The sequence below is a fragment of the Flavobacterium sp. 245 genome, from assembly GCF_004362055.1.
In the GTDB taxonomy this organism is placed as follows: domain Bacteria; phylum Bacteroidota; class Bacteroidia; order Flavobacteriales; family Flavobacteriaceae; genus Flavobacterium.
Map to the genome: position 1 here is coordinate 350749 of NZ_SNXB01000002.1, position 25137 is coordinate 375885.

The 25137-nt window shown below is 34.8% G+C and carries 18 protein-coding genes; 9 read left to right on the forward strand and 9 right to left on the reverse strand.

The features are described from left to right. Window positions 1-8 precede the first annotated feature (8 nt). On the reverse strand, window positions 9-1016 hold the full coding sequence (locus EV145_RS04865) for an AAA family ATPase (protein WP_133524094.1): 1008 nt from the start codon (window positions 1014-1016) through the stop codon (window positions 9-11). Then, window positions 1006-1578: a nicotinamide riboside transporter PnuC gene (gene pnuC / locus EV145_RS04870; RefSeq protein ID WP_133524095.1), complete on the reverse strand. Its 573-nt coding sequence runs from the start codon at window positions 1576-1578 to the stop codon at window positions 1006-1008. Before pnuC ends, EV145_RS04865 begins: the two co-directional genes overlap by 11 nt. Window positions 1579-2028: 450 nt before the next feature. On the opposite strand from pnuC, the gene EV145_RS04875 reads away from it, so the two are divergent. Next, window positions 2029-3642, forward strand: coding sequence for a class I SAM-dependent methyltransferase (locus EV145_RS04875; protein WP_133524096.1), 1614 nt, complete (start codon window positions 2029-2031; stop codon window positions 3640-3642). Window positions 3643-3759: 117 nt separating this feature from the next. Here EV145_RS04875 and EV145_RS04880 read toward each other — a convergent pair whose 3' ends face one another. The 3 genes from EV145_RS04880 to EV145_RS04890 all read right to left on the reverse strand — a co-directional run bounded on the left by EV145_RS04880 (window position 3760) and on the right by EV145_RS04890 (window position 6905). Further along, a complete protein-coding gene (locus EV145_RS04880) occupies window positions 3760-4206 on the reverse strand; it encodes a hypothetical protein (protein WP_133524097.1) in 447 nt (148 codons plus the stop codon). A gap of 158 nt (window positions 4207-4364) precedes the next feature. Beyond that, window positions 4365-5000 (reverse strand): hypothetical protein, encoded by a 636-nt coding sequence (locus tag EV145_RS04885; protein ID WP_133524098.1) that lies wholly within the window; start codon window positions 4998-5000, stop codon window positions 4365-4367. A 222-nt stretch (window positions 5001-5222) separates the two neighbouring features. Then, window positions 5223-6905, reverse strand: a complete 1683-nt coding sequence (locus EV145_RS04890; RefSeq protein ID WP_133524099.1) for a GH39 family glycosyl hydrolase — start codon at window positions 6903-6905, stop codon at window positions 5223-5225. Window positions 6906-7118: 213 nt separating this feature from the next. On the opposite strand from EV145_RS04890, the gene EV145_RS04895 reads away from it, so the two are divergent. Continuing rightward, window positions 7119-7694 (forward strand): helix-turn-helix domain-containing protein, encoded by a 576-nt coding sequence (locus tag EV145_RS04895; RefSeq protein WP_243739198.1) that lies wholly within the window; start codon window positions 7119-7121, stop codon window positions 7692-7694. Window positions 7695-7801: 107 nt separating this feature from the next. Here the strand turns inward: EV145_RS04895 and EV145_RS04900 are convergent, their stop codons facing one another. Further along, window positions 7802-10198, reverse strand: coding sequence for a TonB-dependent receptor (locus EV145_RS04900; protein ID WP_243739199.1), 2397 nt, complete (start codon window positions 10196-10198; stop codon window positions 7802-7804). 227 nt (window positions 10199-10425) lie between these two features. On the opposite strand from EV145_RS04900, the gene EV145_RS04905 reads away from it, so the two are divergent. After that, window positions 10426-11556 carry a PepSY-associated TM helix domain-containing protein gene (locus tag EV145_RS04905; RefSeq protein WP_133524100.1) on the forward strand — a complete coding sequence of 377 codons (1131 nt, stop codon included), beginning with the start codon at window positions 10426-10428 and terminating at the stop codon, window positions 11554-11556. 221 nt (window positions 11557-11777) lie between these two features. On the opposite strand, the gene EV145_RS04910 is transcribed toward EV145_RS04905, so the two are convergent. From EV145_RS04910 to EV145_RS04920, 3 genes are all read right to left on the reverse strand, one after another. Continuing rightward, window positions 11778-12545, reverse strand: coding sequence for a methyltransferase domain-containing protein (locus tag EV145_RS04910; protein WP_133524101.1), 768 nt, complete (start codon window positions 12543-12545; stop codon window positions 11778-11780). 15 nt (window positions 12546-12560) lie between these two features. Next, window positions 12561-13382: an AraC family transcriptional regulator gene (locus tag EV145_RS04915; RefSeq protein ID WP_133524102.1), complete on the reverse strand. Its 822-nt coding sequence runs from the start codon at window positions 13380-13382 to the stop codon at window positions 12561-12563. 91 nt (window positions 13383-13473) lie between these two features. Continuing rightward, entirely contained in the window at window positions 13474-14469 is a 996-nt protein-coding gene (locus EV145_RS04920; RefSeq protein ID WP_133524103.1) for an SDR family NAD(P)-dependent oxidoreductase, read from the reverse strand. Window positions 14470-14795: 326 nt separating this feature from the next. On the opposite strand from EV145_RS04920, the gene EV145_RS22350 reads away from it, so the two are divergent. The 6 genes from EV145_RS22350 to EV145_RS04945 all read left to right on the forward strand — a co-directional run bounded on the left by EV145_RS22350 (window position 14796) and on the right by EV145_RS04945 (window position 25114). After that, a complete protein-coding gene (locus EV145_RS22350; RefSeq protein WP_166638409.1) occupies window positions 14796-14939 on the forward strand; it encodes a hypothetical protein in 144 nt (47 codons plus the stop codon). 98 nt (window positions 14940-15037) lie between these two features. Beyond that, window positions 15038-15415: a response regulator gene (locus EV145_RS04925; protein ID WP_133524104.1), complete on the forward strand. Its 378-nt coding sequence runs from the start codon at window positions 15038-15040 to the stop codon at window positions 15413-15415. Window positions 15416-15500: 85 nt separating this feature from the next. Beyond that, window positions 15501-16961, forward strand: coding sequence for an ATP-binding protein (locus tag EV145_RS04930; protein ID WP_133524105.1), 1461 nt, complete (start codon window positions 15501-15503; stop codon window positions 16959-16961). Further along, window positions 16948-17379, forward strand: coding sequence for a response regulator (locus EV145_RS04935; protein ID WP_133524106.1), 432 nt, complete (start codon window positions 16948-16950; stop codon window positions 17377-17379). The genes EV145_RS04930 and EV145_RS04935 overlap by 14 nt, the downstream gene beginning before the upstream one ends. A 117-nt stretch (window positions 17380-17496) precedes the next feature. Beyond that, window positions 17497-23871: a HAMP domain-containing protein gene (locus EV145_RS04940; RefSeq protein WP_133524107.1), complete on the forward strand. Its 6375-nt coding sequence runs from the start codon at window positions 17497-17499 to the stop codon at window positions 23869-23871. A gap of 19 nt (window positions 23872-23890) precedes the next feature. Continuing rightward, window positions 23891-25114, forward strand: a complete 1224-nt coding sequence (locus EV145_RS04945) for a hybrid sensor histidine kinase/response regulator (protein ID WP_133524108.1) — start codon at window positions 23891-23893, stop codon at window positions 25112-25114. The last annotated feature ends 23 nt before the right edge of the window (window positions 25115-25137 follow it).

Consider the following 25137-nt stretch of genomic DNA (forward strand, 5'->3'; position numbering starts at 1 on the left):
TTTTATTTCTAAGTTAGATTAAATTTACTGTTTTCTTTAGCTGCTACTACTTTTGACACCTGTTCAATTCTTTCTTCAATGTTACCGCTGAGCATATAATATTTAAGATTTCTGGCGTTTAAATCGTCAATTATTCTTTCTTGAAATTGCTTTCTTTTCACATCACCAGATCGATCCCAAGTATCATCATAAGGAATATCGGTATCACATACAAAGATTATGTCGTGTCTGCTTTCGGCAATTTTAGCTAAATCTTCTAAGTCTTTCAGCGCTTTTCCATGATAATCCAACGAAAACAAGTACGTAGTAATAGCATTAGTATCAGAGAACAAAAATTGGTTTGACTGCAACACCAAAGCATCTTCTTTTTCAATATGGATTTGAGCAATTTTTAAGAGATCTTCTAAAGTAAGTCTTTTATTTATTTGGTGTTTTTCCCAATATTCTCTCCCATATTCAGGCATCCATTGGGTATCAAAATGGATTGCTAGTTTTTCTGCCAAAGTCGTTTTGCCAGTTGATGGTGCGCCAAGCAATACCACTTTTGTAATTAAATCGCTATATACTTTAGGATGAACAAATTCCTTGTGTTTATAAGAATCATTTCTGATTTTCGTTGCTGATATTGGAATGGTATGCCGACTGATATCAACCTGCCTATTCATTGCTTTAAGAGCAACGCTCATGTGTTCGCCATAAGGTTCACTAGAATAAAAATGTGAGACTGTACGGTCGTCCAAAATTTTCAGAACATAATCCTCCTGAATTTTCATAATTTCAGACGTATACCCACTATCGTTAGGCGAATTTGTGCCTTCAATAACTGTAATTTCTGGATATATTTCACGAATCCAGCCCGCTCGTATGGATAACGGAATATTGATTATTGGATCATCGTAAACCAGTACTATCAATTCATCAACTTCCTTAATAGCCGTTTCTATTAATAGTTGATGGCCTTTATGAAAAGGAGCAAATTTTCCTAATGTTAGTCCAACTGTATTTTTAATTCTCATAAATAAATTCTTGATTGTATGCTTTTTTCCATTCGAAGTAACCAAATATTGCCATAATCAAAAAAAGCACATACAATACTGCGGTAAAATATAACTCTTTATAGGCATATACTCCAATGGCAACTACGTCAACAGCTATCCAAAAAAGCCAAGATTCTAATATTTTAATAATCATCAAATATTGAGCAACTAGACTTGCAACCATTATAAAAGCATCTATATAAGGGCAAGATGCATCAGTTCTTGTCTGCATAAAATAACCGACCAATAGGGATATAAAAATCGTTAAACCGATCCAAAGAATTCTTTTCGTAAGCAGTGTAATACGCAATTCATCTTTATTGGCACCACCATATTTCCAACTATACCAGCCAAATACCTGCAGGAATACATAAATAATATGCAAAATCATATCTGAATATAATTTTGATGTGTAGAAAACAAAGCAATATAACATTACCTGAATTAAACCAAAAAACCAACACCAGATATTTTGTCTGATTGTAAAATAAACGGCCAAAAAGCCGAAGATTGCGCCAAAAATTTCTAAAACTTTATCCATAGTAATGGATAAAGATATAATAATGAATTGAAATTTTAGAAGCTATATTGCATTTTTTGAAATAGTATTTTACTATAATTTCGTCTTACAATTTTTACTGCAAAATCGGCATTTATTAAAAAATGCTATACATTCCTCCGCCAAAAATATGTAACTGGCCAAAACCAAAATGATCTAATAATATTAGTACAATTCAATACTTACAAGCAACAGAAATTTGTTTACGGGCAACGATATTAAACAGCTATTTTAAAGTTTGTTTCAAATTATAAGATGAAACAACCTTCATCAACATTGCCATACAGCATAATCGGAAATGATTTAATTTTATGATGTCTGAATGATTTTTTAAAAACCGTCCAAAGAATCAATCCCCTATAGCTTTAAATCAAATCAAGAGCGCACCCCAAATTAAAAAAGAGTTTTTTAACGAACCTTTATTCTTTTACTATGAACGACACATCACAACTTCGAAGCTCCATTTTTAGACATCTTGATGGTTTAGCCACTGCGCCAGTTGCAATAGCACTAAAAAACAATGGCGTTTTAGAATTTATTTTGGATAAAAAACAAATAAATCTGACAGAGTTGGTAAGCGTTTTTAAAGCAAATGAAGGCTATTTGAACATAGGTTTGAGAATTTTGGCTTCGCAAGGCTTTTTAGATTATGAAGTTCACAACAGTACACAGGAAATCATAATTTCTGTAAATGAAAAGACTGAAATAGCTTTTTCAATGTTTCATCTTTATGAAGATGTCGTTGATTTGCTTCAGTTTTCAGGCCAGTTTCATCCACGTCTTTTTGAAGATGCTCCATTTGAAAAACTCGATTTAATTTTCGAAAAATATAAAAAGAATTATGGTATTCTGCCTTCTGGTGACTCCCTGACAAATAGTATCCAAGAACAAATTTTAAAGCATATTGAAGGCTATTTAATTGGCCCGACAATAGTACGCTTGGCGATGAAAGGAATGTTTCACAAATATTTCATGGAAACCTCATTCAAACCAGAAGAGTTTCATAAATCACCAGAAAATTTCAAAAAAATATTAGACTTTTTTGCGCATCTTGGATGGTTTACCGAAAAAAAAGGCAATTATCAATTTACAGAAATGGGATTGTTTTTTGCAAAAAGAGCAAGCGCTTATGGCGTTACGGTGTCCTATTTGCCAACATTTGCCAAAATTGAAGAATTGATTTTTGGAGATCCGGCCGTTTTAAGAATGATTACGGAAGGCGAAAACGAAATTCATGTTGACCGTGAAATGAATGTTTGGGGAAGCGGCGGTGCTCATGACACCTACTTCAAGATTGTCGATGAAATTATAGTAAAACTTTTTAATCTGCCAATTGAAGAACAGCCAAAAGGAATACTCGATATGGGCTGTGGAAATGGTGCCTTTCTGCAACATATTTTCGAAGTAATTGACAGGCAGACTTTAAGAGGAAGAATACTTGATAAATATCCATTGTTTTTAGTTGGAGCCGACTATAATCAGGCAGCATTAAAAGTAACTCGAGCTAATCTTATAAAAGCTGATATTTGGGCAAAAGTAATTTGGGGAGATATTGGGCGTCCAGATTTGCTTTCAGAGGACTTGAAAGAAAATTACAATATTGACCTAAGAGATTTGCTGAACGTACGGACATTTTTAGATCATAACCGAATTTGGGAAGATCCTAAACACGTCAACAAAGACAGAATCAGTAAATCAACCGGCGCATTTGCCTTTAGAGGAAAAAGAATCAGCAACAATCTAGTAGAAGATAATCTATTGGAACATTTACAAAAATGGTCCCCTTATGTTCATAAATTTGGACTTCTTTTGATTGAACTTCACACCATAAATCCCAAACTTACTGCCAATAATTTAGGAAAAACTCCTGCAACAGCTTATGATGCCACTCATGGATTTTCTGACCAATATATTGTTGAAATTGATGTTTTCAATAAAGTAGCTGCCGAAGCTGGATTATTTCCTGATAAAACATTTTTCAGAAGATTTCCAGACGCCGATACTGCAACTGTAAGTATTAATTTATTGAAAGGAAAAGATTTTTAACCGTATTTTGAAACAAAAATAATGCACGCCTATATGTTTTAGGCATTCAATTTTAAGCATAAAAAAACCTCCAAAACTAAAAAGCTTTGGAGGTTCTTTTATATTGAATACAATGTATTACATTGAATCGTTGAATTCGTGTAATGATTTCAATGTGCTTTCGTAAAACAAAATAGCAGCGATAAGGTTACCTTTATCTGAATATGGCATCATTTTTCTTTGAAACTCTACTGTAGTATCTAAGAAAGTTGTAGTACCAACTGCTTGACCATCTAATACTTTTTTGTGCTCAGCGTCATCTGGAATACCTAAGTCTGACATTGTAACTCCTGGTTTAGTAACCAAAGCGATGTAAGGAAGAGTTTTAACTAAAACCTTAATACGCTCAATATACAATTCCAAAAGTTCTCCTTTTTGCATACCGCTCAATTCTTTTTGATCATGGTATTTACGGATAATAGCTGTTGTACTGATAATACTTCTTGGAGCATTTTTAGCCTGCGCTGATACAGCTACAGTTGCCATGAAGCAAAGGAAACTTAGTAAGAAAATCTTGCTCTTCATTTGTTAGTAGATTTGGTTAATTGGATGGAAACAAAAATATATAAATTAACTTAAATTGCAACTTTATTAATTTCTTTTTTGCAATTATTTTTTCACTTTGTAATTTATGTAGTTAAAATACTACATTTTATATTAAAAAATAATCAATAATAAATCATTTAAGATTTGATTATTCTAAAACGGCCCGGATATTTTATCCAAATACTTTTTTTATTGCCGTAATAGTCCATATAATCTTCGCAAACAAATACGGCATGCGCTGTAGACCACGCTACAACACCGCAAAATTCACTTCCTGATTCCCTTTTTAATTTTTCGATTTGCTTGCCTCTTTGAAATCCTAAATATTTGTATATCGTTGGAGTATAGACCTCACCACTCTCTAAATCCTCTAAAGCTCTGTCAAAAGTATCTTCTTTATCAATAATCTGCTTGTATTTTGCCATTACGGCGTAAGTCAATATTGCATATTCGATAATTTTCTCGTTTTCACAATTATCCTTGATGCAGATAAAATCAGCAGAAATTTTTGCTTTGCCTATTTCATCACTATTAAGATTAAATGACTCATTATTTTTCAGCGTTATTTTTTGAAGATTGTCGTCTATTTTTTCAGTAACAAAAAGGTTATCCAATCCATAAATATTTAAAGAAGCCTTAATAAAAGCAATCGATGAACAGTTTGTTCGTTCTCCTTGCTTAAAACTTTCAAATATTTTATCTGAACTTAATTGCGCATAAGAACTTGACCAGACAAACATTAAAAATAAAAATATTGAAGTAACAGATTTCATTGTCTTTAGATTTTATTATTGTTTCTCAACTTATCTTTAGAATGCATTGATTTTACAAATCTATAAAAATCAGCTTATACTTTTTTTTTCTTCTCAAATTTTATTGAAAAATCTATAAACAATTCCGCAGACATCCTTTTGAGCATACTGTAGCTTAATTTTCTCGCTTATTTGCTCATCAAAAATTTCCCTTTTCACAAACCTTGTTAACTATCAAAAAAGTTAAAAATCTAATTTTATAAGCGCCACAGCCTGACGTTCTAATTTTAAATCTAATACCGCTTGCCCCGAAATTATTTTTATTTTTTTATTTGAGATTCGTTTCAATTTACCTGATTTTTCCAAAACTGCAATTTGTTTGGCAGTGGGATTTTGAGGAGAACCCATATTTTTCCAGACCTCGTACGAATTGCTGTTTTCCTTATCAATCAAATAAATATTTACATCAGCTTTTGTGGCTGGTATATTTTGGAGTACTATTTTTACTGTTTCTGCTTGAGCTGGCTTGTCTTCATCATGATAATTCCATACCATTACAGCAGCAGATTTTGCATCTTTTGTACCGATTGCTCCAATATCGGACTGTGCTCCTCTTACACTCGATTTCAATACTTCTGCAACAGGATACATACGATTACTTTTCACATTTAAACGGTTACCTTTCATCATTCCAAACATCCTGAACACATTCAAAACCGGCTTATCAACTCCGTTTGTTGCAAGATCTCGAAAACCATAAAACCAAGGCTGATTTTCAAACTCAAAAGACCAAGAAACTGCACCCAGAAAATTAACCTTTGTCTGGTCTGCCAACAGATATTTTCGTGCAAAAGATGCGGCTGTATAACTGGAATACATAGTACCGTTGCGATAAGCATTTTCAGGATTGGTGGCCATACCGCAGGCAGCGCATCCTTCTGGATCAGATTCGCCAATAATTATGGGCAGATTTTTTGTCTCCTCATAGGACATTGTAAGTTTAAAACCCGTTTCTATATCATTGAGCTGTGGCGCCATATCCATTCGCACTGAACCATCAATCAATTTAGGCGATCCTTTTGCATGAAAAAGTATAGCATCCATAGGTGCTCCTTTTTTTCCTGTTGCATAGTTTGTACCGCTGATGCAATGTTTAATAAAATCATTTGTCCATTCCTGAGCGCCTTTTCCTCTGGTTCCTGCAATATTTATTCCGCCAATTTTTGCTGTTGGTAATGCTTGTTTAAGGCCATCTGCAGCATAATCATACATCTTGAAAAATTCCTCTCTTGTGCCTTTCCAATAATGTCCATTTGGCTCGTTCCAAACTTCCCAATACCAGCTTTCCACTTCTTTTTGTCCGTACCTTTCAACCGAATGTTTTACCCATTCATAAACAAGTTTTCTCCATTTATCATAATCTTTTGGCGGATAAGCCCAGCCGGTGATAATATCTGTGTATGGATCTCCAGGTTTCCAATAATGTCTATAAGGTGTAGGATGAGTTGACAATGCTTCGGGCATAAAACCTATTTGTGCCAAAGGTTTCATTCCTCTGGAAACATAAGTGTCAAAAATGCTGTCCACTATTTTCCAATTATAAACTGGATTACCATTGCTGTCCTCTGTATAAGCATTGGTTGAACCCCATTTTAATGCGGCAGTTCCATCACCAGTTACCAGCAAACTGTGCGTGCGTACATAAACCGGCACAGGACTTAAGGAAGCAATTTCACTAAGCAATTTTTTTCCGTCTTTCATATAAGTGTAATTTGGCTCATCATAACCAAACCAAGCCCACACAGGATTCATAGGTCCAATTTCTTGTTTAAGATCAACCACAATTTCTGGCGCCTGACTATATAGTTTTCCTGAAAAAGAAAGAAATACAAAAAAAGCAATGAAGTACTTAAAAAATTTTAGCATAGTATAATTTCATTTTATGCGAAAATAACGCATAGATTAAATTTAGAAAACGAGTTTACTCCTATTCAACAATGTTGATAAAGATATAGAAATATATTATTAAAACAGTATCTTTATATTAAATTTAGATTCAAGCTATCAATTAAATGGCTCATTTTTAAATCTTCTATGTATTATTAAATGCATTATTGCAACAAAAGCGAACTAACTATTTTGGAAAAAGAAAACAAAAACAGCACTGCTATTATTGGAAATGATATTGAAGTTGGTACAAGAATAAAATTGCTTCGTACAAGCCAAAAAAGAACGCTGCAGGAAATCGCCGACAGTTGCGGATTATCCAAAAGCATGATTTCCAAAATAGAAAACAATAAAGCTGTTCCTTCCGTTGCTGCTCTTGTAAAAATAGCTTCGATTTTGGGCACTTCTATCTCTGGTTTACTGGAACAGGAAAGCTGGGATAAAACTATTGTAACAAGCTATAAAACTGCAATGGATAAATTGATAAAAACAGAAAAAGGGTATCATATTTTTCCTTATGCATCTGCATATCATAATAAAAAAATGCAGCCTTTTTTGTTTGTAGCCCGCAAAGGCGAAGTTATCCCGCATCAATTATCGCATGAAGGAGAAGAATTTGTTTTTGTAATTGAAGGCAATATGAAGATGCAGGTTGGCGATACCGAATATGTACTTAAAGCGGGAGACAGTTTATACTTTAATGCACTTCATAAACACGGTATCACTCCATTATCTGATGAAGTTACTTATATTGATATTTTTGTTTAAAAAGGCACAAGATTTCAATATAAAAAGACAAAAGGATTGTTTCAAAATAAATGAAACAATCCTTTTTTATGTATTCTAAAATTTTATTATCCAAATATTGGAAAGTCTTAAAACTTAAACGTCACATTTGCTGTTACACGTGTTGGATTTTGTGCAGCAAGCCTGTATGACCAGTATTTTTCATTCGTTAAGTTATCTACCTTTAGACCAAGCCTATATCTTGGCTGATCATAAAAAAGCGAAGCATCCAGAACTGTATAAGACGGAATTGAGAATTTGAAAGTTGTTGTATTCGTCTGATAATATTCACTTCCGTAAATACCTCCAAAACCAATTCCTAAACCTTGCGCAGGACCTGTAACAAGTCTATAACTTGCCCATAAGTTAGCTGTTCTCGGAGATCCGGCAGTTGTTGGCCTTAAGCCTTGAACACTGGCGTTACTCTTTTCGTATTTACTATCATTATAAGTATAACCTGCAACGATATTTAATCCTGAAATCGGATTGGCAATCAACTCTGCTTCAAAACCTTTACTAACCTGCGTTCCATCCTGAATGGAATAGTTAACATGATCAGGATCATCACGTGTTATATTGGTTACAGCAATATCATAATAACTAAGTGTAGCCGATATTTTATTGAGATCAAATTTAAAACCACCTTCCCATTGATTAGCCTGATTTGGTTTGAAAGTATTTCCGTAGAAATCAGAACCAGAAACATTACTAAAACCATTCATATAATTACCAAACGCTGCAACTTTATCTTTTACGATTTGATAAACAACACCAAATTTTGGAGAAACTGCTGTCTGGTTATAATTTCCTGCAATAGAATCCTTGCTAGGATAATAAGTGCCATGATTCTCATATTTATCAATACGAACACCACCCATCACTAATAATTTCTCGGTTACATTCAAAACATCAGAAACATAAGCGCTATATGTATCCTCATCGTTAGATACAAAATTTGTAAAAGTAGCATTGGCAAACATTGGCTCTACTTTTTGGATATTAAAGTTATCGTAAGCCGCACCTGGCTTCTTATAATCCATTGCTGGCATATTCACTATCGCATCATTTCTTGTAGCACGCAGACTATAAAAATCCAAACCAGCCACTACTCTATTTTTAAGTTTTCCAATATTAAATTTCCCAATAAAATTTTGCTGAATATCAGTTCCATAAAATGGTGATTCCTGAAAGGTTACCTGCTGTCTTAATGTTGTAGGCGATCTCATTTGCAAAGCCACTACATAACCATCAGACGATGATCTTGTTCTTGACAATATAGTTTGAGAGGTCCATTCATCAGACATTTTATATTTCAACTGCGCAAAAATATTGTATTGCTGACTTGTATAATTGATCGTATTATTTGCAAATGATAATTTATAAGGGATATCAAGTGCCTCAATACTACTTTGTGTGTTTGCCACAACAAACGGAGCAAGTCTAGTTGGTGAAGTAGCTTTGTACATACTAAATTCGGCATCAATTAAAAGTGTTAATCGGTCATTGATTTCGTATGAAAAACTTGGCGCAATAGAAAAGTTTTTATTGAATCCAGCATCCTGAAAACTTCTTTCACTGTGCAACGCCGTATTAATTCTCAATAAAGCCGTTTTGTCTTGATTTATAGGCGTATTAACATCAAAAGTCAATCGGTTAAGGTCCCAGCTCGCTGCTGAATACGACACTTCACCTTTAAAAGTGTCAAAAGGCTTTTTGGTTACACGGTTAAACAAACCGCCAAATGATGATAATGTACTTCCAAAAAGTGTTGCAGACGGCCCTTTGATAACCTCAATTCGCTCTAAATTTGAAGGGTCAATTGTAGTGTATGTAAAGCTTCCAACACCGTTTCTAACCACTTGCGGCGTAGGAAAACCTCTTGAAATTGAAGTAGTACGACCTTGGTTTCTAACTTCGGCAATACCAGCACCTGGAACATTTTTAAAAGCACTGTTATAATCTGTTACAACCTGTTCCTTCATTAATTCTTTGCTGACCACAATATAAACCTGTGAATTTTCAATGTTTTTCAGAGGCATTTTAGCAACATCAATACTTTCTTTTTTCGCAAATCTGTTTCCTCCAGTTCTAATGACTACATCATCTAAATTTTCTATCGATGAATTTACTTTGATATCAACAGCAACTGATGGTGTTTGTTCTGTAACTTCAACAGTTTCTAAAGAAGATTCATAACCTGACATGGTCACTTCTAAAGTATATTTTCCAAACGGAACTTTTTTAAACTCATAATTTCCAGCTGAGTTGGTCACAGCGGTTTTATTTACTTCAACCAATTTTACTACTACTCCTTGACCAGCATTTCCTTCATTGGTAATTACACTTCCAGAAATTTGCCCTGATGAAGCGGTTTGGGCTTGAAGAAATCCACAATTAAAAATAGTAAAAAACAGCATAATGGCTGCATTGCTTCTAAAACTGGATAATTTTATAAATGTGGGAATTAAATGTAATGCTATCTTCATGTTATTCTTATTTATACTTATTCTAAATTAAGGCGCAAAAGAACAATATTAAATTGAAAATATCAACTGAAGTTCGTTATTTTTTCAGAAAAAAAATTTAAATATAAACGTGTAATACAAACTAAAGGATAACAGTTTATTGCTCTATTATTATTTGGACTGTTTCTAAAATACAGTTATATTTGCCCGCATCATCTTAATATTCTGCCAAAGAATTACCTCTTTTTATGATTTCAAAACAAATTAAAAATACAGCGCGCCAAATTCATTTATGGATTGGATTAGCAACCGGACTTATTGTTTTTATAATTAGTATTACGGGCTGCATTTATGTTTTTGAAGAAGAAATAAGAAGTTTCTCGAAAGAAGAAAAAGTAGTTGTTCCAATTCAGGAAAAACCTTTTGCTGGACTTGAAAAAATTGTCAGCAGTTTTCAGAAGGAATTTCCAAAGGAAAAAATTACTTCGATCAAAATCAATCAAAAAAATCCGAATGCCGCGGTAGAACTTTCTACAAAAAAGAAAACCTATTATTTTAATCCGTATGATGCAACTTTAATTAACAGCGAAAAACAAGATTGGCTCACTATTGTTAGAAAGCTTCATACAGAACTGCTTTTAGGCGAAACAGGAAGTTTTATACAGCGCTGGGCAGTTGTACTTTTTGCATTGATGCTTATTACCGGATTAATTTTATGGTTTCCACAGCAAATGAGATCTTTAAAACAATCTCTGACTATTAAATGGAGCGGTTCTATTAAAAGAGTTAATTATGATTTGCACAATGTATTAGGATTTTATGCTTCCTTTTTTTTGATTGTAATTGTATTTACAGGGTTATTTTTTGCTTTTAAAGAAGTTAAAAATGTGACTGCTTTTGCAACAGGAACAAAACTCAGTGAAGGTCGAGAAGTAATAGCTCAACCAATTTTACAAAAAGAATCTTTGGCAGCGCGTTATGACAGAATCTACAAAACTGAAAATCAAAACTATCCCGGTGCAAACACCGTAACATTTTCAATAAAAAAGGGGAAAGAATTACGATTAAGAATGCTTTACCCTTATAAGTGGTCACGAAAACAAAATACATTTTATTTTGATCCAAAAACGGGGCAAAAGCTTCGCTATAAATTGTACGAAGATTTTAATACTGCCGATACAATAGAAGCTTCTAACTATGATATTCACACGGGAAGATTTTTCGGGTTATTTGGCAAAATCATCGCTTTTCTTGCCAGTTTGATTGCTGCGAGTCTGCCAATTACAGGATTTATTATTTGGCTGAAAAAGAAGAAAAAAACAAAGAAACAATCTTCAGCAAAAGCGGTTCATAAAAAATTGCATAAGGCGGTCGTTTAAAGATCGGCTTATGCTGAATTCAATCCGTTGAGCATAATTATTTTCAACACATAGAGACATAGATTTTGTAAACTTATAGAAGGCGTTTCACTTTTAATAACAAACATAGCTATGTGTGAAAATCTAGATTTTTTACCATTATCTTTTTTTAACATTTTAAAATCTATGTTTCTATGTGTTAAACCATTTTTTTCTATTATTAAACCCAATAAACTTATAGTTTAAGCTTTAACACCATAAAGAAAAATTCTCTTAAAAGCATAAATAGCGGGAAGTTTTGGGAAATTAACTGCTATTCTCTCTTTAAATTTCTTAGCAAAAAGTTGCTGTTGATCCTCTTGCAAAAGTTCCATATACGGAATCAGCGCGGAACCTGAAATAAAATCGAAAAGCGCATCGTGATTTTGAGCGATTATGGGATATACTTTTGTCATAATCTGAATATTTTCAAGATTTCCGTCAAACATTATTTGCGCATATTGATCCATGCTCAAAACTGGAGAATCTCTTTTCCAACCTTTGAGATAGCTTTTAAAAGGCTCTTCATTTGCTACGTCATATAATAGTTTATTCAGCGTATTTTCTTTCTGAACAGGCATTTGAACAGCAAACTGTCCGCTAGAATTTAGTGATTTAATCAATTTTGGAAATAAAGCTTCATGATTGTCTGACCATTGCAATGCTGCGTTGCTGAAAACTAAATCCCATTTTTTATCAGAATCGGCGATGCCTTCAATTGTCGATTGCTGAAAATGAAGATTTTCTGTCTCAAAAACTTTTGATTTCTCCAGCATTTCCGTTGAGGAATCAACACCTAAAAAGTTTAGTTGCTTAAATTTTTCTGCTAAAAAAATCGACTGCTCCCCTGTTCCACAGCCCAAATCAATGGCATTTCCAGAATCAATCGGTTCTATAAGATCCATCAAATCAACAAAAGGCTTAAATCGAATATCTTTAAATTTATTATATACTTCAGGATTCCAAGGCATGTTTTGCTCTATTTACTAATTGTTAGTATTTAATTTATTCAATAAATCTGTTGGCGCATATCCAAATCTCTTCTTAAATGCAGCCGAAAAATGCGAAAGGTTTTCAAATCCAGTTTCGAAACAAACATCAATTGGTTTTTTCCTTTTTTCTGCAAATTGGTAATGTGCCAATTCTAATCTTTTCCTAGTAAGCCATCGCTGCGGCGTGGTGTCAAATGTTTTGCTGAAATCTCTTTTAAATGTAGTCAAACTTCTCCCGGTCAAATAACTGAATCTTTCTAAAGGCAGGTTGAACATAAAGTTCTTCTCCATATATCCTGCTAAATCAATTTTGCCGGGTTCTTCAAAATTAGCCAACACATGATCAATGTCTTTGTCAATTGTTCTAAGAATTGTGATTGCTTCTGTTATTTTCAAATGAGCAATATCATTTGGCAATTCTTCCATATCAAAATAGGGAATCAATGATGCCAGACAACTTTCCAGCAAAGGATGATTATTGAAACTGTGAATTTTTTGTGATTCTAAAGCTTTTGGTTTTATATCTTGTTTGGCATAAAAATCACGCAGTTTTTGTATTGATAAATGCATGACAACCGTTTTATGTGGCTCTCCGTCTTTAGGATAATTAATGATAGTTGCTAATTGATTTCTTGGTATTAAAAAAATATCTCCTTTTTTAAAAACATAAGTCGCATCGGCCTGCACAATTTTTGTTTCGCCCGAAATAAACCATATCAGCATATGATGTTCAAACATAATATCTGACTTGAAGAACGTGTCTTCATATCTGGAAAGCTTAATATCTTCGGTAATGTATTTTGCTTCGTAATTCATTTTCTTTTTTCTAATAAAAAACACTGCTTTTATTATTTAATCTTTATTCTTCTAAAGATATTAAAAAATAAAAAAACAGTGTTGATTTTGCTTACTTAATATTGAATTTAATACCTGTCATTTCTTCACTTAAAGTCCACAAACGTTTAGCATTATCTTGATCTAATGAATAGGTTTTAACGCCCGGAGTTATTGAATCGCCAATAGCAATTGATGCAATTTCTGAATCTTCACAATAAACGCCTCCAATAGTATTCAGTTTTGGACTCACTGCGCACCAAACTGTAGTTGCGGCACCTTGAGGTATTGTTTTAAGAGAAGCTGCAACTTCTGGCTGAATATTTCCTTCAGCATCGCAAAAACCCATTTTAATAAATAATTCCAGTGGTGCTTCTCTGGCTAATTCGGTTCCGCCAATTGAGCCTGGATGGAGTGAATACGCTCTCACTTTGTGTTCTTTTGCCCTTTGGTCTAATTCTAACGCAAATAAATTACTCGCTGTTTTTGACTGACCGTAAGCCTGCAATGTCTCATATTCACGATTAAAAAAATTGGGATCATCAAAATTAAAATCACCAAACTGATGTCCTTGCGAAGATACATTAACGACTCTTGCTCCATTTGCTTTTTTTAAAGCGGGCCATAATCTAGCGACAAGTTGAAACTGAGCCAAATAATTAGTTGCCAATTGTGATTCGATACCTTTGCTGTTTCTGCGGAGTGGTACCCACATTATACCTGCATTGTTAATCAGTAAATGAAGCGGTCGATTTGAACTCAAAAATTTTTCGGCAAATGCATCAATCGATTTTGGATCCGTTAAATCCATTGCTTCAACTTCTGTGTTTTTAATTTCGGCCAGATTTCGATTTGCTTTTTCAATATCTCTTGCCGCGACTATAACTGTTGCGCCTGCATTTGCCAGTGCTTTTACGGTTTCCAAGCCAATTCCCGTATTTCCTCCTGTCACGATTGCAATTTTGCCTGTAAGGTCAATGCCTTTTATTACATCACTTGCTGTTGATGAAGAATTAAATCCAGAATTAACTGGTTTTTGCTGTGCTCCCTGATAATTATTCTGTTCCATTTTTTGAAAATTTTTAATTGTTTCTGAATGGAACAAAGGTATAGGTGACACAAAGCATCAATTTTGTTTAAACGTCCGAATATACTTTGTTTAAACGTCCATAAAATTTATACAGCAAAATTATTTAGTAACATAGGGTAAGATTCGCTAAAAAACTCAAAAAGAAAATTTCAAAAACCTCTGATCTTCAATTCATTTATATTTTTTACTTCCTAAAATCACGAGCAATGTGATAATTATATAACATTGTACTAAAATCATGTAAAAGAAAGGGAAATCTTATTTCTACTTTCATAGACGAATTAACACCAAAAATTCTGAATTCTATGAAACATTTTTACTTCAAAATACACACTGCTGTTTTTTTTATCTCAATTACAAATTATAGCCGTGTACCTCAATATGATGATGAAGATTACGCCCAAGCTTTTAATCATCAACAGACATTTTTAAGCGCTAAAATTGACTAATAAATTCCCCATTTATTATTTAAAATATTGTATTGGCGTTTAATTAACCAAATAATGCAGTATACGAGATTCATCTTTTAATTAAACCAAAAACATATATGATTTATAAAAATATACTGCAAATTGACGATGATGTTGACGATTGCGAGTTTTTTATGGAAGCACTTCAGGCAGTATCTGATGCTGATTATACTGCAATGCACAATGCTGTTGAAGCGCTCAATAAACTAATTCGTCAGGAACTTAGCCCAGATATTATATTTCTTGATCTGAATATGCCTATCATGTCTGGTTTTGAATTTCTAGCGGCAATCAAGACACAAAAACGTATTCAAGATATTCCAATCGTAGTTTTTTCAACTTCACAATTCGAAGAAACAAAACTAAAAGCCAGAAGTTACGGAGCGCAAGAATTTATTTCGAAACCTAGTGATTTCAATGAACTAAAGAAGATTATAAGCGATTTTACATTATAGTTATTTTTTCGAAAATGCAAAATATGTCCAATTTCAGATAATTTATTTTTTAATTATTTAATGCGATTTTCTTAACAGAAGAACAATGAAATTATCCACTCAAATAATTTTAGCTTTTACGCTTATCATTTTGCTTTCTGCTGCAGATTCGTATACGAATTACAGGTTGTCTCTTAAAGTAAATCAAAACTCACAGTTTCTTTCAAAATCAGAAGCCGTAATTCGCAATTCAAATAAAACACACAGAGCTATTTTACAAATGCAAAGTGCTGTACGAGGTTATTTACTGACTAATGACAGTACTTATCTAGCACCTTATTATGGCGGAATAGAAAAAGTACCTGGTTATTTTATAGAACAGCATACGCTTATTGACAGCAATCAGATTCAATCTTCAATTCTAGATTCAATAAATACTCTTCACGGTCAATGGCTGTCTTATACATCTGAATTAATTCGGGCAAGAAGAGAAAATCCTGCAACATATCAATATCTTTTAGATAATAAACTGAAAAAGCATATTGGAAAAAATATCAACGATTCTATTACCAAAAAGTTCAAAACATTTGATAAAATCGAATACAAAACAAGAACGCATCATAGCGAAATGCTTATGCATTCGTTAAAAAATGCTAGAACCTATTCATTAGTTTTTTTATCGCTGACAATTTTCGTCGGAATATGCAGTACGGCATACATTGTAATGATGATTACTAAACGAATAAATTCGATGGTACGTGTGGCTGATACGATTTCGAAAGGCCGTTTTACAATTGTTCAGGATTATAAGAATGATGAATTGAGTGCACTTGCATCATCTTTAAATATCATGTCGCGCCGCCTTGAAAAGAATATTCAGGAACTGGAAAACAAAAATGAAGAACTTAACAAGTTTGCTTATGTTGTTTCTCATGATTTAAAAGCGCCATTGCGTGGAATTTACAATGTAATCAGCTGGATTGAAGAAGATTTATCAAACGAGCTCTCTCCCGCTCTAAGAAATTATCTGAATATAATTCCGAAAAGAACACAGCGTATGGAGGCTTTGATTAACGGACTTTTAGAATACGCCCGTATCAACAGAAGAACTTCTCCCGAAATTGTCGATACGAATTTACTTGTTCATGAAATTGCCCAATCAATAGTTCCGAGAGCATTCAAACTCGAAATAATTAACCTGCCAGAACTTGTTACAGAACGCTTAAAACTCGAACAGATTTTTTCAAATTTAATAAGTAATGCTGTAAAATATTCGAAACCCGAAAATTCATTTATCGAAATAAAATGCATTAAAGTGAACAACATTTATGAGTTTTCAGTAAAAGACAACGGCATTGGCATCGCTGAAGAATATCATCAAAAAATATTTGAAATTTTCCAGACATTGAGAGAAAAAAATGAAATGGAAAGCACCGGTGTAGGTCTTGCCATTGTTAAAAAAATTATTGACGATCAGGGAGAAAGCATTCATGTCGAATCAAAACTGGGCGAAGGAACCACAATTACCTTCACCTGGAGAAATAACAAACAATATGAGAAAGCCTAATATTTTATTAATAGAAGATGATGAATTGGATACAATTTCAGTAGACCGATCATTAAAAAAGCTGGAGATCAAATATGATCTTCACACTGCCTATAATGGTCTTGAAGCACTTCAAATGTTGCGAAAAAATGAAAATCCGCTTGTACCAGATGTCATTCTACTGGATATTAATATGCCCAAAATGAACGGAATTGAATTTTTAAGAATCCTAAGAGCCGATGAAAACTTGAAAGACTTAAAAGTGTTTATCATGACAACTTCGTCTGAAAGCAGTGATCGCGAAACTGCCGAAAATTTAGGAATTTCAGGCTATATCATAAAACCACTTAATTATACTGATAACACAAAAAGATCTGACTCAATGGATGCATTTGTCCAATTTCATTTAAGGAAAATTTTATTGAATGAAAACGTATAAATAATTATGAGTTATAAATTATGAGTTAAAAGTGAAATATAAAAAAATAAAACTCATAATTCATAACTTAAAACTACCAAATCTCCAAAAACTAAACCTGCTGCAACGCCACCAATTATGAAAAATAAAATTCACAAAAATAAAACACCAAAAAATGACGTGCTGATTGCGCTGCCTGTTATTACAGAAGAACAAACAGCAGAACGCAAAAGCAAGAAAAATAAAACTGAGGAATCAATTCTTAGTGATGCTGAATTTTTGAAGATTTTGCTGAAAGTCAAAAACGGTAATTTTTCGCAACGTTTTCCAACCGATCAAGATGGAACAAAGAGAGCTATCTGCGATACATTAAATGAAATCATTGACCTTAACGAAAGAATGGTTTTTGAATTTCAAAAGGTTGGAAAAAGTATTGGTAAACAAGGAAAACTGACCAATCGCGTAGTGCTCGACGGTGCGCGCGGTTCTTGGAGTTCGTGTGTTGATTCTGTAAATACCCTAATTTCTGATTTGGTTCACCCAACGATTGAAATTGCACACGTAATTACATCAGTTGCAAAAGGAAATCTATCACAGGAAATGCCATTAGCTATTGAAGGAAATCCGTTGCAGGGAGAATTTCTTCGAATTGCCAAAGAAGTAAACGGAATGGTAAAACAGCTGAACCTTTTCTCTATGGAGGTTACGCGTGTGGCGCGCGAGGTTGGTACCGAAGGAAAATTGGGAGGTCAGGCAAAAGTTCGTGGTGTTGGTGGTGTATGGAAAGATTTGACCGATTCTGTAAATAAAATGGCGTCAAACCTTACTGGTCAAGTTCGTAACATTGCCGATGTAACAACCGCGGTAGCAAAAGGCGATTTATCCAAAAAAATTACCGTTGACGTAAAAGGAGAAATTCAGGAATTGAAAAACACCATTAATACGATGGTGGATCAGCTAAACTCTTTTTCTTCAGAGGTAACCCGTGTGGCGCGTGAGGTTGGTACAGAGGGAAAATTGGGCGGTCAGGCACAAGTAAAAGGTGTTGGTGGAACCTGGAAAGATTTAACCGATTCTGTAAATCAGATGGCTTCAAATCTTACCGGACAAGTTAGAAATATTGCCGATGTAACAACAGCGGTGGCAAAAGGAGATCTTTCGAAAAAAATTACCGTTGACGTAAAAGGAGAAATTCTTGAGTTGAAAGATACCATTAATACGATGGTGGATCAGCTGAATTCCTTTTCTTCTGAGGTAACACGTGTATCACGTGAAGTAGGTTCAGAAGGAAAACTCGGTGGTCAGGCAAAAGTACGAGGTGTGGGTGGCGTTTGGAAAGATTTGACCGATTCTGTAAACCAAATGGCCTCCAACTTAACCGGACAAGTACGTAATATTGCCGAGGTTACAACTGCCGTAGCAAAAGGCGATTTATCTAAAAAAATTACTGTAAACGTTGAGGGCGAAATCCTCGAATTAAAAAATACCATCAATACCATGGTGGATCAGCTAAACTCATTCGGTTCTGAGGTAACGCGTGTGGCGCGTGAAGTAGGTTCTGAAGGAAAACTCGGTGGTCAGGCAAAAGTAAAAGGTGTTGGTGGAACATGGAAAGATTTAACCGATTCTGTAAATCAGATGGCGTCAAATCTTACGGGACAAGTTAGAAATATTGCCGAGGTAACTACTGCCGTGGCCAATGGTGACCTTTCGAAGAAAATTACGGCTGTAGCCGAAGGCGAAATCCTTGAGTTGAAAAAAACCATTAATACGATGGTGGATCAGCTGAATTCCTTCTCTTCTGAGGTGACGCGTGTGGCACTTGAGGTTGGTACCGAAGGAAAACTGGGTGGTCAGGCTAAAGTAAAAGGTGTCGGAGGAACCTGGAAAGATTTGACCGATTCTGTAAACCAAATGGCCTCTAACTTAACCGGACAAGTACGTAACATTGCTGAGGTTACAACAGCCGTGGCAAAAGGAGATTTATCACGTCAGATTACCGTTGATACTAAAGGAGAAATCTTAGAGCTTAAAAATACCATTAATACAATGGTGGGTCAGCTGAATTCATTCGCTTCCGAAGTTACCCGTGTGGCACGTGAAGTTGGTACTGAAGGAAAACTCGGTGGTCAAGCACAAGTAGAAGGTGTTGGTGGAACATGGAAAGATTTAACTGACTCTGTAAACCAAATGGCTTCTAACCTTACAGGACAAGTAAGAAATATTGCCGAAGTAACGACAGCGGTAGCAAAAGGAGATTTATCGCTCCAAATTACCGTTGACGTAAAAGGAGAAATCTTAGAGCTTAAAAATACAATTAATACGATGGTGGATCAGCTTCGAGGTTTTGCTTCGGAGGTAACAAGGGTTTCTCGAGAAGTAGGAACTGAAGGGAAATTGGGAGGACAGGCCAACGTGCCAGGTGTTGCCGGAACATGGAAAGATTTAACCGATTCGGTGAATCAGATGGCAGGAAATCTTACCGCTCAGGTACGTAATATTGCCGATGTGGCAATTGCCGTGGCAAATGGAGATATGTCCAGAAAGATTACCGTTGACGTTCGTGGGGAAATTCTTCAATTAAAAGAAACCCTGAATACGATGGTGGATCAGCTTCGTGAGTTTGCCTCTGAGGTAACTCGTGTGGCGCGTGAGGTGGGTACGGAAGGAAAATTGGGAGGTCAAGCCAACGTACCGGGTGTTGCCGGAACTTGGAAAGATTTAACCGATTCTGTTAATCAGATGGCGGGTAACTTAACAACTCAGGTACGTAATATTGCCGAGGTTACAATTGCCGTGGCGAATGGAGATATGTCGAAAAAAATTACCGCTGACGTTCGTGGAGAGATTCTGCAATTAAAGGAAACGGTAAATACCATGGTAGATCAGCTTCGTGCTTTTGCTTCTGAGGTAACTCGTGTGGCGCGTGAGGTTGGTACCGACGGAAAATTAGGCGGTCAAGCGTTCGTTCCCGGAGTTGCAGGAACATGGAAAGATTTAACGGATTCGGTTAACCAGATGGCCTCCAATTTAACAGGACAGGTACGTAATATTGCCGATGTAACCAAAGCGGTTGCAAATGGTGACCTTTCGAAACAAATTACCGTTGACGTAAAAGGGGAAATTCTCGATTTGAAAAACACTTTCAATACGATGGTGGAACAATTAAATTCATTTGCTTCTGAAGTAACGCGTGTGGCTCGTGAGGTTGGTACGGAAGGAAAACTTGGAGGACAATCTGAAGTAAAAGGGGTTGCGGGAACATGGAAAGATTTAACAGATTCGGTTAACGTAATGGCATCCAACTTAACAGGCCAAGTACGTGGAATTGCGAAAGTGGTAACTTCTGTAGCAAAAGGGAATTTAAAGCAAAAATTATCTATTGATGCTAAAGGCGAAGTAGCGCAATTGACCGATACAATCAACGAAATGATTGATACGCTAGCTACTTTCTCTGATCAGGTAACAACAGTTGCACGTGAAGTTGGTGCCGAAGGAAAACTTGGAGGTCAGGCAAACGTTCCTGGAGCTTCTGGAACTTGGAAAAACCTAACGGAAAACGTAAATCAGTTGGCTGCGAATCTTACTACACAGGTTCGTGCTATTTCTGAGGTTGCATCGGCAGTAACCCAGGGCGATTTAACGCGAACAATTGGTGTTGAAGCAAAAGGTGAAGTTGAAGCACTTAAAGACACTATCAATCAAATGATTTCAAATCTTAAAGCAACTACCTTACGTAATCAAGAACAAGACTGGCTGAAATCAAATTTAGCCAAGTTTACACAAATGCTTCAAGGTCAAAAAGAGCTGAATGCCGTTACTAAAAAAATCCTTTCTGAACTTGCAACTGTTGTTACAGCACAGCATGGACTTTTCTATATTTTGGAAGAAGATGAAGAATTCATGGATTCAAAACTGAATTTAATCGCTTCTTATGCTTATATAAAACGTAAAGATTCGATGACGCAATATGCAATGGGCGAAGGACTTATTGGTCAGGTGGCAATTGAAAAAGAACGTATTATTTTAAGTAATGTCCCAAAAGATTATATCCGAATTAATTCGGGGCTTGGTAATGCAAAACCGCAAGATGTAATTATTCTTCCCGTTCTTTTTGAGGGCCGACTTAAAGCTGTTATTGAATTGGCTTCTCTTGATACATTTAATCAGACGCACTTAGATTTCCTTGAAGGATTGACAGAAAGTATCGGAATTGTACTAAACACGATTGAATCTAATTCAAGAACTGAAGAATTGTTGGTTCAATCACAATCTTTGGCAAGCGAACTAAAAAGTCAGCAGCAAGTATTGAAAAATACGAATGAAGAATTAGAAGAAAAAGCAATTTTGCTAGCCAATCAAAAAGAAGAAGTGGAACTTAAAAACCAAGAGGTTGAGGTTGCCCGAAAAGCACTGGAGGAAAAAGCAGATCAGCTTACACTGACTTCAAAATATAAATCGGAATTCCTGGCGAATATGTCACATGAGTTACGTACACCTTTGAATAGTTTACAGATTTTAGCTAATGAATTAATCGCGAACCGAGACGGAAATTTATCTGAAAAACAAATTCAGTTTGCTAAAACTATCAACTCCTGCGGTGATGATTTAATTCAGCTGATTAATGACATTCTGGATCTTTCAAAAATTGAATCTGGTTATATTTCTGTTGATTATAATCCGATTAGTTTTGCCGAAATCAGCCGATTTGTGGAATCTACCTTCAACCCTATTTCGCAGGCAAAACATCTAAATTTCGAAATTTTAATGGATGCGAATCTTCCTGAGGTAATGGAAACGGATTCGCAACGATTAAATCAAATTCTAAAAAATCTATTATCTAATTCCTTCAAATTCACTGAAAAAGGCGCTGTTAAACTAAACATTTATAAAGCAGATAATAATTGGAAAACCAAAAACTCCAGTTTAGAAAACGCTGAAGCTGTAGTTGCTTTCGAAATTTCAGACACCGGAATTGGGATATCGAAAGAAAAACAAAACATCATTTTTGAAGCTTTCCAACAGGCAGAAGGGTCGACCAGCCGTAAATATGGCGGAACTGGTTTAGGATTATCAATCAGCCGTGGTCTTTCTGACTTATTGGGCGGTAGTATCGAATTGGAAAGTGACACCAACATTGGAAGTAAATTCACACTGTTTTTACCTTTAAAATTCGTTCATCTTGCTGAAATTGAAGACATAAACGTCAATGAAGAATTGAATGTTATTCACGCTGGAAAAAGTCGTTTAAAATCGCTTCCTTCTTCAAGTTTCAACAAATCGGATATTGATTTATACTTTGCAGATGAAGTTGGCGACGATAGAGCCATTATTAAACCCGATGATAAAGTATTATTAATTGCTGAAGACAATTTGACTTTTGCAAAAATTTTATTGGAAAGAGCGCATCAGCATGATATTAAAGTTGTGGTGACTACAAAAGGGAATGATGTGATCGACTACATCAATCAGTTTCATCCTCACGCGATTACAATGGATCTTAACATGCCAGATACCAGTGGCTGGAAAATTCTGGACCGATTGAAAACTGATTTTACGCTTCGACATATTCCGGTTTATATTATTTCGGGCGAGGATGAAAGAAATAAAGGTTTAAAACGCGGTGCTAGAAACTTTCTCGTTAAACCGGTTAAAAATGATTTATTGACGGCTCTTTTTAATGATATTCATGATTTTAAAAATAAAAAAGAAAAGAATTTATTAGTCGTTGATGATAATCAAGCAGAAGTAAACCGAATTGTCGAAGCCGTTGAAGGAGACGACATTTCGATCTCGACTGCTTTAACAGCAAAAGACGCAGTTGAACTTATCAAGAAAAAGTCATTTGATTGTATTATCTTAGACTTGGTGCTTCCTGATGCAGATGGATTAGATTTATTAACTGATCTTGAAAACAATATCAGCGGACAGGAAACAGCTATTATTATTCATTCTGCCGGCGATGTCAATAAAAAACAGCGCAGCAAACTCAGCCGCTTTGCACACAGTATCATTACTAAAAGTGCTGTTTCAATAGACGAACTTGTTGACCAGGCTGCCCTATTCCTGCATCGCGTGCATAAAGATTTGCCGGAAAGTATGAAAGAGCGCATTGAAGCTTATTATTTGAAAGAAGATGTTCTGATCAATAAAAAAGTACTTTTGGTAGATGATGATGTTCGAAATTTATTTGCGCTGACAACTGCACTGGAACGTTTTGGATTAGAAGTTATTAGTGCCGAAAGCGGTCATGAAGCGATTGAAATTTTAAATCAGAATACTAAAATGGATATCGTTCTGATGGATATCATGATGCCAGAAATGGACGGTTATGAAACCATGAAAATCATTAGACAAAATGCGAAACATAAAGATTTGACTATTATAGCCGTTACAGCAAAAGCCATGAAAGGAGACAGACAAAGATGTATAGAATCTGGCGCGTCTGATTATATAACAAAACCAGTTAATGTTGAGCAATTATCTTCGTTGATGAGAGTTTGGTTAAAATAATATTTTAAATAAAAACAAAATGGAACAAACTCCTATTAAAATATTATTAGTTGATGATAAAAAGGAAAATCTACTTTCGCTTCAGGTTATTTTGGCCAATATGGGTTATCAATTTGTCGAAGCATCATCGGGCAAAGATGCCTTGCGAATTCTCCTGAAAAACCAGGATTTTGCTATTATCTTGATGGATGTGCAAATGCCTCTTATGGATGGATTTGAAACCGCTGAACTCATTCGCCAAAGTGATAAACTAAAACATGTGCCTATTATTTTCCTTACGGCCAATATGAATACTTCAGATTATATTTTTAAAGGATATCAATCTGGTGCAGTCGACTATATGATCAAACCATTATCTGCCGAGATTCTTAAGGCTAAAGTTATGGTTTTTACAGAATTGTATAAAAAAAATCGGGAATTACAAATTAAAGAAGAAGAAACAAACGCGCTAAACGCCAAGATTACAAAAGCCAATGAAGATTTGGCTTCACAATATCTTGCCATCGAAAAATATGCGAACGAACTAAAAAGAAAAAATACAGAACTTGATGCATTTACCCATATTTCAAGTCATGATCTTCAGGAACCGCTAAGAAAAATCCAGACTTTTTCGAACATTATTCTCGCAAAAGAATACGACAATTTAAGTCCTGACGGAAGATTAAAATTTGACCGAATTTTGTATTCTACAAATCGAATGCGGGAATTAATCAATGATCTTTTGGCTTTTTCAAGAACCAATATCATCGATCGTATTTACGAAAATACCGATCTTGAAATTATTGTTGATAATGTAAAAGAAGCGCTTAAGGAAAACATTAAAGAGAAAAATGCCTTAATTACCACTGATTTGCATGGAAAAGTCAATATTATTCCGTTTTTATTTATTCAGCTTCTTGAAAATCTAATAAATAATTCGCTCAAATTTTCGCAAAAGGAAATTCCGCTTCAAATTACAATCAAAAGCCGAATGGCAACGGGCAAGGATTTGCATAATGACAAATTGGTTCCGCTGGAAAATTACTGCCATATTAGTTTTCAAGATAACGGAATAGGCTTTGAACCAGAACACAGTGAAAAAATATTTGGTGTTTTTCAACGTCTTCACACCAGAGATACTTATGATGGAACCGGAATTGGCCTTGCGATTGTGAAAAAAATAGTTGAAAATCACAACGGAGTAATTATGGCATCGGCACAACCTATGAAAGGTGCTACTTTTGACATTTATATTCCGCAGTAAGTCATTATTATTTATTAATTTGC

What these genes read in the sequence shown, in the direction of transcription:
- EV145_RS22350 (WP_166638409.1), top strand. Translation starts at nt 14,796, where the DNA reads ATGAAACATTTTTACTTCAAAATACACACTGCTGTTTTTTTTATCTCA.
- EV145_RS04930 (WP_133524105.1), top strand. Translation starts at nt 15,501, where the DNA reads ATGAAATTATCCACTCAAATAATTTTAGCTTTTACGCTTATCATTTTG.
- EV145_RS04945 (WP_133524108.1), top strand. Translation starts at nt 23,891, where the DNA reads ATGGAACAAACTCCTATTAAAATATTATTAGTTGATGATAAAAAGGAA.
- EV145_RS04940 (WP_133524107.1), top strand. Translation starts at nt 17,497, where the DNA reads ATGAAAAATAAAATTCACAAAAATAAAACACCAAAAAATGACGTGCTG.
- EV145_RS04865 (WP_133524094.1), bottom strand. Translation starts at nt 1,016, where the DNA reads ATGAGAATTAAAAATACAGTTGGACTAACATTAGGAAAATTTGCTCCT.
- EV145_RS04885 (WP_133524098.1), bottom strand. Translation starts at nt 5,000, where the DNA reads ATGAAATCTGTTACTTCAATATTTTTATTTTTAATGTTTGTCTGGTCA.
- EV145_RS04900 (WP_243739199.1), bottom strand. Translation starts at nt 10,198, where the DNA reads ATGAAGATAGCATTACATTTAATTCCCACATTTATAAAATTATCCAGT.
- EV145_RS04910 (WP_133524101.1), bottom strand. Translation starts at nt 12,545, where the DNA reads ATGCCTTGGAATCCTGAAGTATATAATAAATTTAAAGATATTCGATTT.
- EV145_RS04880 (WP_133524097.1), bottom strand. Translation starts at nt 4,206, where the DNA reads ATGAAGAGCAAGATTTTCTTACTAAGTTTCCTTTGCTTCATGGCAACT.
- EV145_RS04915 (WP_133524102.1), bottom strand. Translation starts at nt 13,382, where the DNA reads ATGAATTACGAAGCAAAATACATTACCGAAGATATTAAGCTTTCCAGA.
- pnuC (WP_133524095.1), bottom strand. Translation starts at nt 1,578, where the DNA reads ATGGATAAAGTTTTAGAAATTTTTGGCGCAATCTTCGGCTTTTTGGCC.
- EV145_RS04920 (WP_133524103.1), bottom strand. Translation starts at nt 14,469, where the DNA reads ATGGAACAGAATAATTATCAGGGAGCACAGCAAAAACCAGTTAATTCT.
- EV145_RS04875 (WP_133524096.1), top strand. Translation starts at nt 2,029, where the DNA reads ATGAACGACACATCACAACTTCGAAGCTCCATTTTTAGACATCTTGAT.
- EV145_RS04890 (WP_133524099.1), bottom strand. Translation starts at nt 6,905, where the DNA reads ATGCTAAAATTTTTTAAGTACTTCATTGCTTTTTTTGTATTTCTTTCT.
- EV145_RS04905 (WP_133524100.1), top strand. Translation starts at nt 10,426, where the DNA reads ATGATTTCAAAACAAATTAAAAATACAGCGCGCCAAATTCATTTATGG.
- EV145_RS04925 (WP_133524104.1), top strand. Translation starts at nt 15,038, where the DNA reads ATGATTTATAAAAATATACTGCAAATTGACGATGATGTTGACGATTGC.
- EV145_RS04935 (WP_133524106.1), top strand. Translation starts at nt 16,948, where the DNA reads ATGAGAAAGCCTAATATTTTATTAATAGAAGATGATGAATTGGATACA.